The organism is Roseococcus suduntuyensis (genome assembly GCF_014196305.1).
Taxonomy (GTDB): domain Bacteria; phylum Pseudomonadota; class Alphaproteobacteria; order Acetobacterales; family Acetobacteraceae; genus Roseococcus; species Roseococcus suduntuyensis.
Window position 1 is genome coordinate 761315 of record NZ_JACIDJ010000001.1, and the last position, 13304, is coordinate 774618.

The 13304-nt window shown below is 70.2% G+C and carries 11 protein-coding genes; 6 read left to right on the forward strand and 5 right to left on the reverse strand.

The genetic code is table 11. From position 1 onward, the window contains the following. Nucleotides 1-36: 36 nt before the first annotated feature. Nucleotides 37-1215: an EAL domain-containing response regulator gene (locus GGQ83_RS03540; protein WP_184382205.1), complete on the forward strand. Its 1179-nt coding sequence runs from the start codon at nt 37-39 to the stop codon at nt 1213-1215. 4 nt (nt 1216-1219) lie between these two features. Beyond that, the gene (locus GGQ83_RS03545; protein WP_184382206.1) at nt 1220-1576 is read left to right on the forward strand and encodes an Hpt domain-containing protein; all 357 of its coding nucleotides are present in this window, start codon (nt 1220-1222) and stop codon (nt 1574-1576) included. Nucleotides 1577-1684: 108 nt separating this feature from the next. Here GGQ83_RS03545 and GGQ83_RS03550 read toward each other — a convergent pair whose 3' ends face one another. Beyond that, on the reverse strand, nt 1685-3319 hold the full coding sequence (locus GGQ83_RS03550; protein WP_184382207.1) for a CTP synthase: 1635 nt from the start codon (nt 3317-3319) through the stop codon (nt 1685-1687). A gap of 79 nt (nt 3320-3398) precedes the next feature. Continuing rightward, nucleotides 3399-3710, reverse strand: coding sequence for a preprotein translocase subunit SecG (gene secG / locus GGQ83_RS03555; RefSeq protein WP_184382208.1), 312 nt, complete (start codon nt 3708-3710; stop codon nt 3399-3401). Between the two features lie 210 nt (nt 3711-3920). Between secG and GGQ83_RS03560 the strand changes: the two genes are divergently transcribed. The 4 genes from GGQ83_RS03560 to GGQ83_RS03575 all read left to right on the forward strand — a co-directional run bounded on the left by GGQ83_RS03560 (nt 3921) and on the right by GGQ83_RS03575 (nt 9094). After that, the gene (locus GGQ83_RS03560; protein ID WP_184382209.1) at nt 3921-6218 is read left to right on the forward strand and encodes a PAS domain-containing sensor histidine kinase; all 2298 of its coding nucleotides are present in this window, start codon (nt 3921-3923) and stop codon (nt 6216-6218) included. 14 nt (nt 6219-6232) lie between these two features. Next, complete coding sequence (locus GGQ83_RS03565; RefSeq protein ID WP_184382210.1) at nt 6233-6949, forward strand: HugZ family pyridoxamine 5'-phosphate oxidase; 717 nt, start codon at nt 6233-6235, stop codon at nt 6947-6949. 158 nt (nt 6950-7107) lie between these two features. Next, nucleotides 7108-8697 (forward strand): phosphoenolpyruvate carboxykinase, encoded by a 1590-nt coding sequence (locus GGQ83_RS03570; RefSeq protein ID WP_184382211.1) that lies wholly within the window; start codon nt 7108-7110, stop codon nt 8695-8697. A 4-nt stretch (nt 8698-8701) separates the two neighbouring features. Then, the gene (locus GGQ83_RS03575; RefSeq protein WP_184382212.1) at nt 8702-9094 is read left to right on the forward strand and encodes a DUF2237 family protein; all 393 of its coding nucleotides are present in this window, start codon (nt 8702-8704) and stop codon (nt 9092-9094) included. A 3-nt stretch (nt 9095-9097) separates the two neighbouring features. Here GGQ83_RS03575 and GGQ83_RS03580 read toward each other — a convergent pair whose 3' ends face one another. Genes GGQ83_RS03580 through GGQ83_RS03590 form a run of 3 tightly spaced genes read right to left on the reverse strand, consistent with a single transcriptional unit; the run spans nt 9098 to nt 13299 of the window. After that, entirely contained in the window at nt 9098-10291 is a 1194-nt protein-coding gene (locus GGQ83_RS03580) for an MFS transporter (RefSeq protein WP_184382213.1), read from the reverse strand. A gap of 1 nt (nt 10292) precedes the next feature. Beyond that, the gene (polA, locus tag GGQ83_RS03585) at nt 10293-13094 is read right to left on the reverse strand and encodes a DNA polymerase I (RefSeq protein ID WP_375781502.1); all 2802 of its coding nucleotides are present in this window, start codon (nt 13092-13094) and stop codon (nt 10293-10295) included. Further along, nucleotides 13075-13299, reverse strand: a complete 225-nt coding sequence (locus tag GGQ83_RS03590; protein WP_184382214.1) for a zinc-finger domain-containing protein — start codon at nt 13297-13299, stop codon at nt 13075-13077. Before GGQ83_RS03590 ends, polA begins: the two co-directional genes overlap by 20 nt. Nucleotides 13300-13304 lie beyond the last annotated feature (5 nt).

A 13304-nucleotide genomic window follows, 5' to 3' on the forward strand; every position in this document is an offset into this window, starting at 1 on the left:
TGAGGGGCCATGCTCGTCCTCCTTGAAGGGACGCGCATGAGCCTCTCCAGACTGCACATCGTGGATGACGACCCCACGATCCGCGAGATCGCCCGCCGCGTCGCCGAGGCGGCGGGCTTCGAGGCGCTGGGCTTCGACGCCCCGGCGCCCTTCCTGGCCGCCGCCGCCAGCGACCCGCCGGAACTCGTCCTGCTCGACCTCGCCATCGGTGAGCAGGACGGCATCTGCGTGCTGGAGGCATTGGCCAAGCTCAACAGCCGTTGCGCCATCATCGTGCTGAGTGGCCTGGAGGACCGGCTGGTGGGCTCCGCGGTCCGCATCGGCCGATCGCTTGGGCTGCAGATGCTGGAACCACTGGCCAAGCCCTTCCAACTGCATGATCTGCGCGCGCGGCTGACCGCCGCGGCCGCCATGGTCCTGCCGATTCGCGAATCCGACGTGCAGGATGCGCTGGCCAGCCACCAGCTCGTGCCCCGCTACCAGCCCAAGGTGCGGCTGAGCGATGGCGCGCCGGTGGGGTGCGAGGCGCTGGTGCGCTGGCAGCACCCCTCGCGCGGGCTGCTCGCCCCCAGCCATTTCCTGCCCCTGGTCGAGGCCGGCCCCAGCATCACGCCGCTGACCTACCAGATGATCGAGCGCGCCATGACCGACCTGGCCAGCTGGCGCCAGCGGCACCCTGGGCTTTCGGTGGCGGTGAACGTCTCCGCGCGCTCCCTGGACGATCCGGAATTCGCGGACCGGGTGTGGGACATCCTGGCCCGCACCGGTGCGGACCCCTCCAGCCTCACCCTCGAAATCACCGAGACGGCCGCCATGGCCGATACGGCCGCCGTCGCCGCCATGCTGACGCGGCTGCGCATCCGCAAGGTGAACCTTTCGCTGGATGATTTCGGCACGGGCTTCTCCTCGCTGGTGGAGCTGCACCGGATGCCCTTCTCGGAGCTGAAGGTGGACCGCGCCTTCGTCGGCACCATGGAGACCGATCGTGACGCGCGGGTGATCGTGAAGGCCATCATCGGCCTGGCGCACACGCTGGGCCTCACCACCGTGGCCGAGGGCGTGGAGACCGAGGGCGCGATGGACATGCTGCGCGAGATGGGCTGCGACGTGGCGCAGGGCTATGGCATCGGCAGGCCCATGACGGCCGAGGCTTTCCAGGAATGGCTGGACGCCCGGGCGGGCATCGTGGCCCCCCCCCTGGCCCGCGTGGGCTGAACCCATGGCGGCCGATGAGCCCGTGCTCGATGTCTCCGCGCTCGCGGCGCTGGAGGAGGTGGTCGGCGCCGCCGCCTCGGCCGAGATCGCGCGCCTGTTCCGCGAGGATTCCGAAAACCGGGTGGCGCGGGGCGGCGCGGCGCTGGCGGTGGGCGACCTGGCGGCGGTGGCGCGGGAGTTCCACGCGCTGAAATCCTCGGCGGCCACGCTCGGCGCGTGGCGCCTTTCCGCCCTGGCGGCCCGGCTGGAGGCCGCCGGGCTGGCGGGCGACGTGATGGCCGCCCGGCAGGTCGGGGTGGCGCTGGACGCCACCCTGCGCGCCACGCTGGACGCGCTGGCAGGCGGGCGCGCCGCTGCCTAGAGCGGGATGCGTTGAGGTGGAATCACCGAAAACGCTGAATCCCGCTCTCAACAAAGGTTGGAGCAGGCGACGTGAACGCATGTGAACGCAGCATGCTCTGACGCCGCCTCAGACCAGCCGCGCCTGCGCCACCGCCGCGCCCACGAAGCCCGCGAACAGCGGGTGGGGCGCGAAGGGCTTGGACTTCAGTTCCGGGTGGAACTGCACCCCGATGAACCACGGGTGGTCCGGGTATTCCACGATCTCGGGCAGCACCCCGTCGGGCGACATGCCGGAGAAGCGCAGCCCCGCCGCCTCCAGCCGCTCGCGATAGCCGACATTCACCTCGTAGCGGTGGCGGTGGCGTTCCTCGATGCGCGCCTCGCCATAGACGCGCGCGACCAGGGAATCCTGCGCCAGCACGGCGGGGAAGGCGCCCACCCGCATGGTGCCGCCCAGGTCGCCGCCGGCTTCGCGCACCTCGCGCTGGTTGCCGCGCACCCATTCGGTCAGCAGGCCCACCACCGGCTCGGCGCAGGGTCCGAATTCGGTGGAGGAGGCGCCCTGCATGTCCAGCAGGTTCCGCGCCGCCTCGATGACCGCCATCTGCATGCCGAAGCAGATGCCGAGGAAGGGGATCTTCCGTTCGCGGGCGAAGCGCACGGCCGCGATCTTGCCGCCGGTGCCGCGTTCGCCGAAGCCGCCGGGGACCAGGATGCCATGGACGCCCTCCAGGCGGCCCACCACGCGGTCTTCCTCGCGCTCGAAGATCTCGCTGTCCACCCAATCGAGCTTCACGCGCATGTTGTGCGCGATGCCGCCATGGGCCAGCGCCTCGTTCAGCGACTTGTAGGCGTCGAGCAGCCCCGTGTACTTGCCCACCACCGCGATGGTGACCTCGCCCTCGGGCGCGGTGATGCGTTCGGTGATGCGCTGCCAGCCGGTGAGGTCCGGTTCGCCATAGATGGACAGGTTGAAGTGGCGCAGCACTTCGCGGTCCAGCCCCTCGGCGTGATAGCTCAGCGGCACGGAATAGATGCTGGCGGCGTCATAGGCCGGGATGACGCTCTCGGGCCGCACATTGCAGAACAGCGCGATCTTGCGGCGTTCGTTCTCGGGAATCTTGCGGTCGCAGCGGCACAGCAGAATGTGCGGCTGGATGCCGAGGCCGAGCAGTTCCTTCACGGAATGCTGGGTGGGCTTGGTCTTCAGCTCGCCGGCCGAGGGGATGTAGGGCACCAGCGTCAGGTGGATGAAGAGGCTGCGCGTCGGGCCCAGCTCATTGGCCAGCTGCCGGATGGCTTCCAGGAAGGGCAGGCTCTCGATGTCGCCCACCGTGCCGCCCACCTCGACCAGCACGAAGTCGTAATTGTCGGTATCGGCCAGGACGGCCGCCTTGATGGCGTCGGTGATGTGGGGAATGACCTGGACGGTGGCACCCAGGTAGTCGCCGCGGCGCTCCTTCGCGATCACCTCGGAATAGAGGCGGCCGGTGGTCCAGTTGTCCGCCTTGTTGGCGTGGACGCCGGTGAAGCGTTCGTAATGCCCGAGGTCGAGGTCGGTTTCCGCCCCGTCATCGGTCACGAAGACCTCGCCATGCTGGTAAGGGGACATCGTCCCCGGATCCACGTTGAGATAGGGGTCGAGCTTGCGCAGCCGCACGCGATAGCCGCGTGACTGCAACAGGGCCCCGAGGGAAGCCGCCGCGATGCCCTTGCCAAGCGAGGAGACCACGCCGCCGGTGATGAATACGAACCGCGCCATGGGGGGTCCTGATAACCGCAACCGCGCCGGTGTTACAGCCCCCCGGTTGCGCCGGGCACCTATGTTCGCGCGGCGTTGCTCAGTTGGTGGGAACGGTGGGCAGCGCCGGGGCTGTGGGCGCGATCGCGGGGGCGTCCAGGATGGAGCGGTTCAGCGCCGTGCCACGGTCCAGCAGGGCCAGCGTCAGCGCCAGCACGAAGAACAGGGTGCCCAGGATGGCCGTGGTGCGCGTCAGCAGATTCGCCGTGCCGCGGCCGCCCATGATCGAGCCCATGCCGCCCCCGCTGGAGCCGCCAATGCCCAGGCCACCCCCTTCGCTGCGCTGCACGAGGATGACCCCGATCAGCGCCAGGGTGACCAGCAGGAACAGGATAAGCAGGATCGTCGTCATGATCTGCGCCTCCTACAGCCTTGGGCCCAGGAACGCCAGAGGCGCCGCGACGCGCACGCCCCAGGGATGCGTCTTCTCGAAAATGTGCAACACCAGATTACGCGTCATGCAAATAGATATTTGCCAGGATGATGAGGGGTTTCCTTCGCCCTTGCGTCCGGTTCACCATGTTTCCGCCAGTCCGCGCCTGGCGCTGGGGTATAAGCAGAAATGAATTCAGGGCCGGACGCCCACCCGACCGCCGCCGATCTTTTGCTGGAGATGGAGCTCGCGCCCGGCGAGGGCGCCGCCACGGCTCTGGTGGACGCGCTGCGGGAAGCGGCCGCGCAGGCGGGGTTCAGTCTGGACCTGGCGGCTTTGCAGGCCGCGATCGAGGCACAGGGCCCGATCCAGCTTGTGCTCGCGCGCGCCCAGGACAGGCTGCTGCTGCTGACCATCCAGCCCGGCCGGGAAGGCCGCTTGGCCCTGGCCACCTGGTTGCCCACGACGGGGCGGCGGGTGGACCTGGACATCCAGCTTCTCCAGGCGGTGATGGACCAACTCCCCGCCGCCGTCTCCATCAAGGATTCCGAACGTCGCTACCGCTTCGTGAACCGCTGCTGGGAGGCCAGCCTGTCCTTGCGGCGGGCCGAGGTGTTGGGCCGCCGCTTCGAGGATCTGGAGGGGACCTGCCTTTCCCCCAAGACCTTCGCACGCCTGGCGGAGGAACTCCGCCGCGACGAGGAGGCCCTGATCGAGGGCCGGGCCACCGAGACCGAGAGCGAGCAGGCCTTCACCTCGCCCCATCGCGGGCCGCGCACCATGCTGGTCAGCAAGGTCCCGCTGCGCGGCCTGCACGACCCGCGCCCGGGCGTCCTCTCCGTCACGGTCGAGATCACGGAGCGCAAGCGGGCGGAGCAGGACCTGCGCGCGGCGACGGCCCAGCTGTCGGAGCGCAGCGCGGCGCTCTCGGCCGCGCGGGACCGGGCGGAGCGCGCCCGCCGCGACGCCGAGGCCGCCGCCCGCACCAAGGCCCGTTTCCTGGCCATGATGTCGCATGAACTGCGAACGCCCATGACCGGCGTGCTCGGCATGCTGGACCTGATGGAGGATGGCGGGGACGGGACCGAGGCGCGGGACCGGCTGCAGGCGCTGCGCGGCTCGGCCGAGGCGCTGATGCGCGTGCTGGACGACATTCTGGATTATTCCTTGATCGAATCCGGCCATTTCGAATTGCGCGACGCGCCCTTCGACCCCGCGGCGCTGCTGCGCGAGGTGGCGGAGCAATTCGCCGCCCTGGCCGCCCGTCAGGGGCTGTTCCTGCATGTCGAGGTGGCGCCGGACCTGCCCGCGCAGGTGCTGGGCGACGCGCAGCGGCTGCGCCAGGTGCTGGGCCACCTGCTCAGCAATGGCGTGAAGTTCACCCAGGAGGGTGGGATCACGGTGCGGATGGGCACGGAGGCGGGGCCCGATGGCGCACCGTTGCTGGTGCTGAATGTGCTGGACACCGGGCCCGGCATCCCGCCCGAACGCCGGGCGGAATTGTTTCAACCCTATACACCGCTGGAGGAGGTCACCTCGCGCCGCGCCGGCGGCACGGGGCTTGGTCTCGTCATCTGCCGCCAGCTGGCCCATGCCATGCGCGGCGAGGTGGCCTGCGAAGATGCGCCAGGCGGGGGCGCGCTGTTCCGCTTCTCCCTGCCGCTGCGCCTGCCCGCGCCGCCCCGCGTCGCGCCGCGCCCCACCCCCGCGCGGGTGCTGGTGGTGGATGACGTGGCACTGAACCGCAAGGTCGTCTCCGCCATCCTGGAGCGGGACGGGCACCAGGTGGTGCTGGCCGCGACGGGCGAGGAGGCGGTGGCCCGCGTGGCCGAGGGGCCTCGCTTCGACCTGGTGCTGATGGACCTGCACATGCCGGGCATGGACGGCATCGCCGCCACCGCGGCCATCCGGGCACTGCCGGGCGAGGCGGGGCGGGTGCCGGTGCACGCGCTGACGGCCGATGTCTTCGCGCGGACCAGTCCGGAATATGCCATGGCAGGCTTCACCGGCTTCCTGACCAAGCCGCTGGACTGGGCGGCCATCCGCCAGGCCATCGCCGCGGCCCCGGCCGGCGAGGCCACGACCGAGGCCGCGCCGGCCGCCGATGGCGCCCCCGTGCTGGACCGCGCGCAGCTGGCCGGCATGTTCGAGGGGCTGCCGCGGGATGCGGTGGACCAGATGTATCAGGAATTCCTGCGCAGCCTGCATGACGCCCTGGCGCGCCTGCGCGCGCAGCGTGACCGCGATGACGGCGCCGCCCTGGCGCGGGAGGCGCATTCGCTGAAGGGCCTGGCGGGCAATTTCGGCGCCGCGCGCCTCGCGGAGGCGGCCGCCACCCTGCAAAGCCGACTCGATTCGGGCAGCGTGGTCGCCAGCCTGCCGATGGCCTCGCTGGAGGCCGCTTACAGCGACACCGCCGAAGCCATCCAGGCCGGCACCCACCTGCACCTCCTCGACGCGGCCTTTCCGCCGCCGCGCCCGCACTGAGGATCGGCACGCCGATGACCGAAGACCATGGCCTCGCCGCGCGCCGCCTGATCCGTGCCGCGCGGGCCGCGACCCTCGCCACCCAGCTCGACGGCCAGCCCTTCGCGAGCCTCGTCACCCCGGCCTCAGCGCCGGACCTCTCGCCCCTGCTCTGGCTCTCCCGCCTGTCGGAGCACACCCGCCACCTGGAGCGCGAGCCCCGCTGCGCCCTGCTCTTCACCGGGCCGGGCGAGGGCCCCAACCCGCAGACCGCCCCGCGCGTGACGCTGACGGGTCTGGCGGAACGGGTGGAGGACCCGGCGTTGAAGGCGCGCTGGCTGGCGCGGCACCCCTATGCCGCCCTCTACGCCGATTTCGCGGATTTCGGCCTGTGGCGGATCGCGCCGCAGGGGGCGCTCATGGTCGAGGGTTTCGCCCGCGCCCACCGGCTGCGCGAAGCCGCCCTTCGGCCCGACCCGGCCCATGTGGCGGCGCTGCTGGCGGCCGAGCCCGACATCATCGCGCATGTGAACGAGGACCATGCCGACGCCATCGCGGCCATCGCCCTGCATCTGCCCGGCGGCGGGCCCGGCGTGTGGAAGCTGGCGGCCGTGGATACCGAGGGTTGTGACCTCGTGGAGGGCGAGCGAGTGCTTCGCCTGGAATTTCAAATGGGTGCCACAAATGCGGACTCGGTTCGGCGGGAACTGGTACTTGCCGCGCGCGCGGCCCGTGCTGCATCGCACCAATGACGCCCACACAATGATTTGGGCAAGCCCTGGAAATGAACGGCTTTTCAGGATTGACGCTTTTCCCGGCTCGGCCCTATCTCCCGCCCATATCGTGATCGCATGGCTTCCTGCAGGAGGCGTGACCGGTCTGCTGTGCGCCCCCGAAGGAGGCTTATTTCATGAGTGATCATCCGCTGTCCGGAACCGGTGTCGCGACGGGCCATCCCGTCCATGCCAACCTCACCGCGCCGGGCCTGGTGCAGCATGCGCTGGTGCGGGGCGAGGGCCGGCTCTCGGCGGATGGCGCCTTCATGGCGCTGACGGGCCAGCACACCGGCCGTTCGGTGCAGGACAAGTTCGTGGTGGACGACCCCGAGGTCACGAACGAGATCTGGTGGGGCAAGATCAACCAGAAGATGGCCCCGGAGAAGTTCCAGGGGCTTTCCGCCAAGGTGCGCGGCTGGCTGGGTGAGCGCCCGGTGCTGTTCACCCAGGACCTCTATGCGGGTGCGGACCCCGCGCACCGCATCCGTGTGCGGCTGGTCACGACCAATGCCTGGCACGCGCTGTTCGCGCGCAACATGTTCATCCGCCCGCTGCGCCGCGACCTGCCGGAATTCGAGCCCGACTTCACCATCCTGCACGCCCCGGAATACGAGGCCGACCCGGCGGTGGATGGCTGCCGCACCGGCACCTGCATCGCGCTGTCCTTCGCGCAGAAGACGATCCTGATCGCGGGCACGAGCTATGCCGGCGAGATCAAGAAGAGCATCTTCACCGTGATGAACTGGCTGCTGCCGGCGCGCGGCGTGCTGCCCATGCATTGCTCGGCCAATGTGGGCCGGCATGGCGATGTGGCGCTGTTCTTCGGCCTTTCCGGCACGGGCAAGACCACGCTCTCCTCCGACCCCGAGCGCGCGCTCATCGGCGATGACGAGCATGGCTGGTCCGACAAGGGCGTCTTCAACTTCGAGGGCGGCTGCTACGCCAAGGTCATCAAGCTCTCGCGCGACGCGGAGCCGCAGATCTGGGACGCCTCGCACCGCTTCGGCACGGTGCTGGAGAACGTGGTGGCCGATGAGCGCGGCAACCTCGACCTCGACGACAACCGCTTCACCGAGAACACGCGGTCCTGCTACCCGATCAACTACATCCCGGGCCTGGCGCCGGGCGGCCAGGCGGGCCTGCCGAAGAATGTGGTGATGCTGACCGCCGATGCCTTCGGCGTGCTGCCGCCCATCTCCAAGCTGACGCCGGCCCAGGCGATGTACCACTTCCTCTCGGGCTACACGGCCCGCGTGGCCGGCACCGAGAAGGGGCTGGGCAAGGAGCCGCAGGCCACCTTCTCCACCTGCTTCGGCGCGCCCTTCCTGCCGCGCAACCCCGAGGTCTATGGCCGGATGCTGGAGGAGCGCATCCAGCGCGACGGCGCCGATTGCTGGCTGGTGAACACCGGCTGGACGGGCGGCGCCTATGGCGTGGGCAAGCGCATGAGCATCCAGCACACCCGCGCCCTGCTGCGCGCCGCGCTGGACGGTTCGCTGGCCAAGGTGGAGTTCGTGCAGGACCCCTTCTTCGGCCTGATGATCCCGAAGAGCGTCCCCGGCATTCCGGCCGAGGTGCTGAACCCGCGCGAGAGCTGGGCCGACAAGGCGGCCTATGACCGCACGGCGGCGGAGCTGGTGGCGCGGTTCGAAAAGAACTTCGAGACCTTCGCCGGCGCCGTCAGCGAGGATGTTAAGGCCGCCGCCATCAAGGCCGCGGCCTGACGCCATGCCGGATGGCAGCGGGTTCGGACGCGGGCCGCAGGCCCGCAACGTGCTGGGCGGGACATTGGTCCCGTGCAGCATGGACCCGCTGACCGGATGGTATCGCGATGGCTGCTGCAAGACGGACGAGCACGACCATGGCAGCCACACCGTCTGCGCCGTGATGACGGCGGAGTTCCTGGAATTCTCCCGCGGCGTGGGCAATGACCTGTCCACGCCGCGCCCGGAATACCACTTCCCGTGCCTGAAACCCGGTGACCAATGGTGCCTTTGCGCCATGCGCTGGGAACAGGCGCGTCAGGCCGGGGTGGCGCCGCGCGTGGTGCTGGCGGCGACCAATGTGGCGGCGCTGCGCTACTGCGCCCTGGAAGACCTCCAGGCGCACGCCTCCGCCTGAGGCCTACTCCGCCGCCGCCAAGACCCGCCGGCCACGCTTCTGCTCCTGCCACAGCGCCATCGCCACCGCGATGCCCATGAACCCGGCCGCCGCGACGAAGATCGCCTGGGGCTGGCCGTTGTCCAGCAGCGCGCCGAACATCAGCGGCCCCGCGATGCCACCGATGTTGAAGCCGGTGGTCACGATGCCGAACACCGCCCCCGCCTGGCCCGGCGGCGCCGCCGCCCGCACAAGCATGTCGCGCGAGGGCATGATGAGGCCCGTCAGGAAGCCCGAGGCCGCCATCACCACCGTCAGCGGCACCACGCCCATGGGCACCAGCCCGGCGACCAGGATCAGCACCGCCGCCGCGCCGAAGCCCGCCGCCGCCACCAGCCCGTGGCGGCGCGTGCGGTCGGCGATGAAGCCCCCGGCCAGCACGCCCACTGCGCTCAGTGCCAGCCAGGCTGTGAGCGCGATGTTGGCCGAGGCCAGCGACAACCCGCTGAAGGCCCCCCAGGCTGAGACCGCGAAGCTCTGCACGCCGCCCGCCGAAAGGCTGATCAGCACGAAGAACACCGTCAGCGTCAGCACCGCCGCGCTGAACACGCTGGGCGCGCCGGGCGCCGCCTTTGGGCGTGGGGGGGCCGGCCGTTCGGACAGCGCCGGGCGGATCAGTGGCAGGGCCAGCAGCGGCCCCAGCAGCCCCGCCGCGACCAGCGCGCCGCCCAGCCCGAAGACCCAGGCCGTGCCCAGCATGAAGGCGGGCGCGACCGCGCCGCCGAGATAGCCCGCGAAGGTGTGGATGGAAAAGGCGCGGCCCACATGGTCCTCGGCCACGTCGCGGCCCAGGATGGCGTAGTCGGCCGGGTGATAGACGCTGTTGGCCAACCCCAGCAGCGCCGAGGCCGCCAGCAGCCAGGAATATTCCTGGAAGATGCCAGCGAGCGCCAGGGCGAAGCCCCCCAGCATCATCCCCGTCACCAGCACGCGGTGCGGCCCCCAGCGGTCCACCAGGAAGCCCATGGGCGCCTGGGTGAAGAAGGAGACGATGTTGAACACCGTCAGCGCGATGCCGAGTTCGAGGAAGCTCACCCCCATCGCGTCCCGCAGCAGCGGGAACAGCGGCGGCAGGGCCAGGATGTGCAGGTGGCTGACGAAATGCGCGCCGGAAATGGCGAAGAGGGTGCGGCGTTCGTCGCGGGAGAAGCCCGACATCTCAGTGCGCCTCCGCCCAGGACCGGCCGTGGCCCACCTCGACCAGCAGCGGCACGCGCAGCTGCGCCACGCTCTCCATCACGGATTTGAGGGTGGCGGCGGTGGCATCCACCTCGGCCTCGGGCACCTCCAGCACCAGCTCGTCATGCACCTGCAGCAGCATGCGGGCGGAGAGGCCCGCATCCCGCAGCGCCTGGGGCACGCGCACCATGGCGCGCTTGATGACCTCGGCGGCCCCGCCCTGGAAGGGGGCGTTGATGGCCTGGCGCTCGGCCCCGCCGCGGCGCACCGGGTCCTTGGACTTGATGTCCGCGATCCAGAGCCGCCGCCCGAAGGGGCTCAGCACATGGCCATGGATGCGCGCCTCGTCCTTGAGGCGCTCCATCTCGGCGCGGATGCCGGGGTATTGCGCGAAATAGGCGTCAATGATGCCGCGCGCCTCGCCCGGGCCGATGCCAAGGCGCGCGCCCAGCCCGAAGGCGCTCATGCCATAGATGATGCCGAAATTGATGGTCTTGGCGCGGCGGCGCGCCTCCTTGTCCACCTTGCCGGGTTCCAGGTGGAAGATTTCCGCGGCGGTGCGGCTGTGGATGTCCTCGCCATTGGCGAAGGCCTCGCGCAGCGTCGGTACGTCGGCCAGGTGCGCCAGCAGGCGCAGCTCGATCTGGCTGTAGTCCGCGCTCATCAGCACATGGCCGGGCTCGGCCACGAAGGCGCGGCGGATGCGGACACCCTCCTCGGTGCGGATGGGGATGTTCTGGAGGTTGGGCTCGGTGGAGGACAGCCGCCCCGTGCTGGTGATGGCCATCGAGAAATCGGTGTGCACGCGCCCATCGGCGGCGAGTGCCGCCGCCAGCCCCTCCACATAGGTGGATTTCAGCTTGGCCAGCTGCCGCCAGTCCAGCACGGTGCGCGCGAGTTCGACGCCCTGCGCGGCCAATTCCTCCAGCACCGAGGCATCGGTGGAATAGGCGCCGGTCTTGCCCTTCTTGCCGCCCTTTAGGCCCATTTCCTGAAACAGGATTTCGCCCAACTGCTTGGGCGAGCCCACGTTGAAGGGGCGGCCCACAAGGCGGTGGCACTCGGCCTCCAGAACCACCAGGCGCTCGGCGAAATCCTGGCCGATGCGGGCGAGTTCCGCGCCATCCACCTTGATGCCGGCCGTCTCCATGGCGGCCAGCACCGGGATCATCCGGCGTTCCACCTGCTCGTAGAGGGCCAGCGCCTTCTCGGCCCGCAGCCGTGGGCGCAGCGCGTGCCACAGCCGCAGCGTGACGTCGGCATCTTCGGCGGCGTAGGCGGTGGCGCGGTCCAGCGGCACCTGCGCGAAGCTGATGCGCGCGCGGCCCGTGCCCGTGACCTCGTCGAAGGAGATGGGCTTGTGGCCAAGATGGAGCTGCGACAGCTCATCCATCCCATGCCCGTGCAGCCCGGCCTCCAGCGCGTAGGAGATCATCATGGTGTCGTCGAGCGGCGCAACCGTGAGGCCCCCATTGGCCGGGTTGGCCAGCACCTCGACATCGTATTTCGCGTTGTGCAGCACCTTGAGCACGCCCGGATCGGCCAGAAGCGGCCGCAGCGCCTCAACGGCCTCCGCCTGGGGCAGTTGCGCGGGCATCTCGGTCAGCATGTCGGCGGGCGCGTGGCCGAGCGGGATATAGGCCGCGCGCCCAGGTGCGGTGGCCAGGCAGATGCCCACCAGCCGGGCCGCCAGCGCATCGAGGCTGGTGGTCTCGGTGTCCAGCGCCACGACGCCGGCGGCGCGTGCCTCGACGATCCAGGCGTCCAGCGTCGCGCGATCGGTGATGGTGGTGTAGGGGCCGAAGGGCGCGGCTTCCGGCGAGGCCTCGGCGGTGTCCACCACCGGCCGCGGACGATGCGGCGCCCCGCCATCGCCCTCGCCCAACCGGGCCAGCAAGGAACGAAAATTGTTCTCGCGCAGGAAGGCCAGCAGGCGCGCGGGCTCGGGCGCGCGGGCGCGCATGTCCTCGACCGGGCAGGGCAGGGGGGCGTTGACGTCGAGCTGTACCAGCTTGCGCGAGATGCGCGCGGCCTCGGCATGGGTTTGCAGCACCTCGCGCCGCTTGGGCTGCTTGATCTCGCCGGCGCGGGCCAGCAGCGTCTCCAGGTCGCCATACTCGGTGATGAGCTGGGCGGCGGTCTTGATGCCGATGCCGGGCACGCCCGGCACATTGTCGGTGGCGTCGCCGGCCAGCGCCTGGACCTCGACCACCTTCTCGGGCGCCACGCCGAATTTCTCCATCACCTCGGGCGCGCGGATGGGCTTCTGCTTGATGGGGTCCAGCATGATCACGCGGTCGCGGATCAGCTGCATCAAATCCTTGTCGGAGGAGACGATGGTGACGCGCCCGCCCTCCGCCTCGAATTCGCGGGCGTAGCTGGCGATGAGGTCATCGGCCTCGAAGCCCGGCAGTTCCACGCGGCAGACGCCGAAGGCATCGGTCGCGTCGCGGATCAGGGCGAACTGGGGAACGAGTTCTTCCGGCGGCTCGGGCCGGTGCGCCTTGTAGGCGGGGTAGATCGCGTTGCGGAAAGTCTCGCGCGCGCTGTCGAACACCACGGCGATGTGGCTGGCGACATGCTGGCTGAGGAACTTCTCCAGCATCTGCGCGAAGCCGAACACCGCGTTCACCGGCGTGCCGTCCGGGCGCGTCATGGGTGGCAGGGCGTGGTAGGCGCGGAAGATGTAGCCGCTGCCATCCACCAGGATCAGGTGGCGGTCCTCGGCGGGCAAGGCGGGGCGCGACGCCTCCGCCACGCCCTCAATGGGCGTGGTCGTCACCCGCCCCGTCCTTCAGGCGCCAGGTGCGGGAGCAATAGGGGCAGGTCACCTGCTCGTGCTCGATGCGCATGAAGATGGAGGGGTGGCCCAGCGTGCCGCCGCCGCCATCGCAGCGCACCTGGCGCGTTTCCACCATGATGACCTCCTGCGGGGTGACGCCCTCGGTCAGGACGGGGGTATAGCCGGTGATCTGCGGGTCGCGCATCGAAG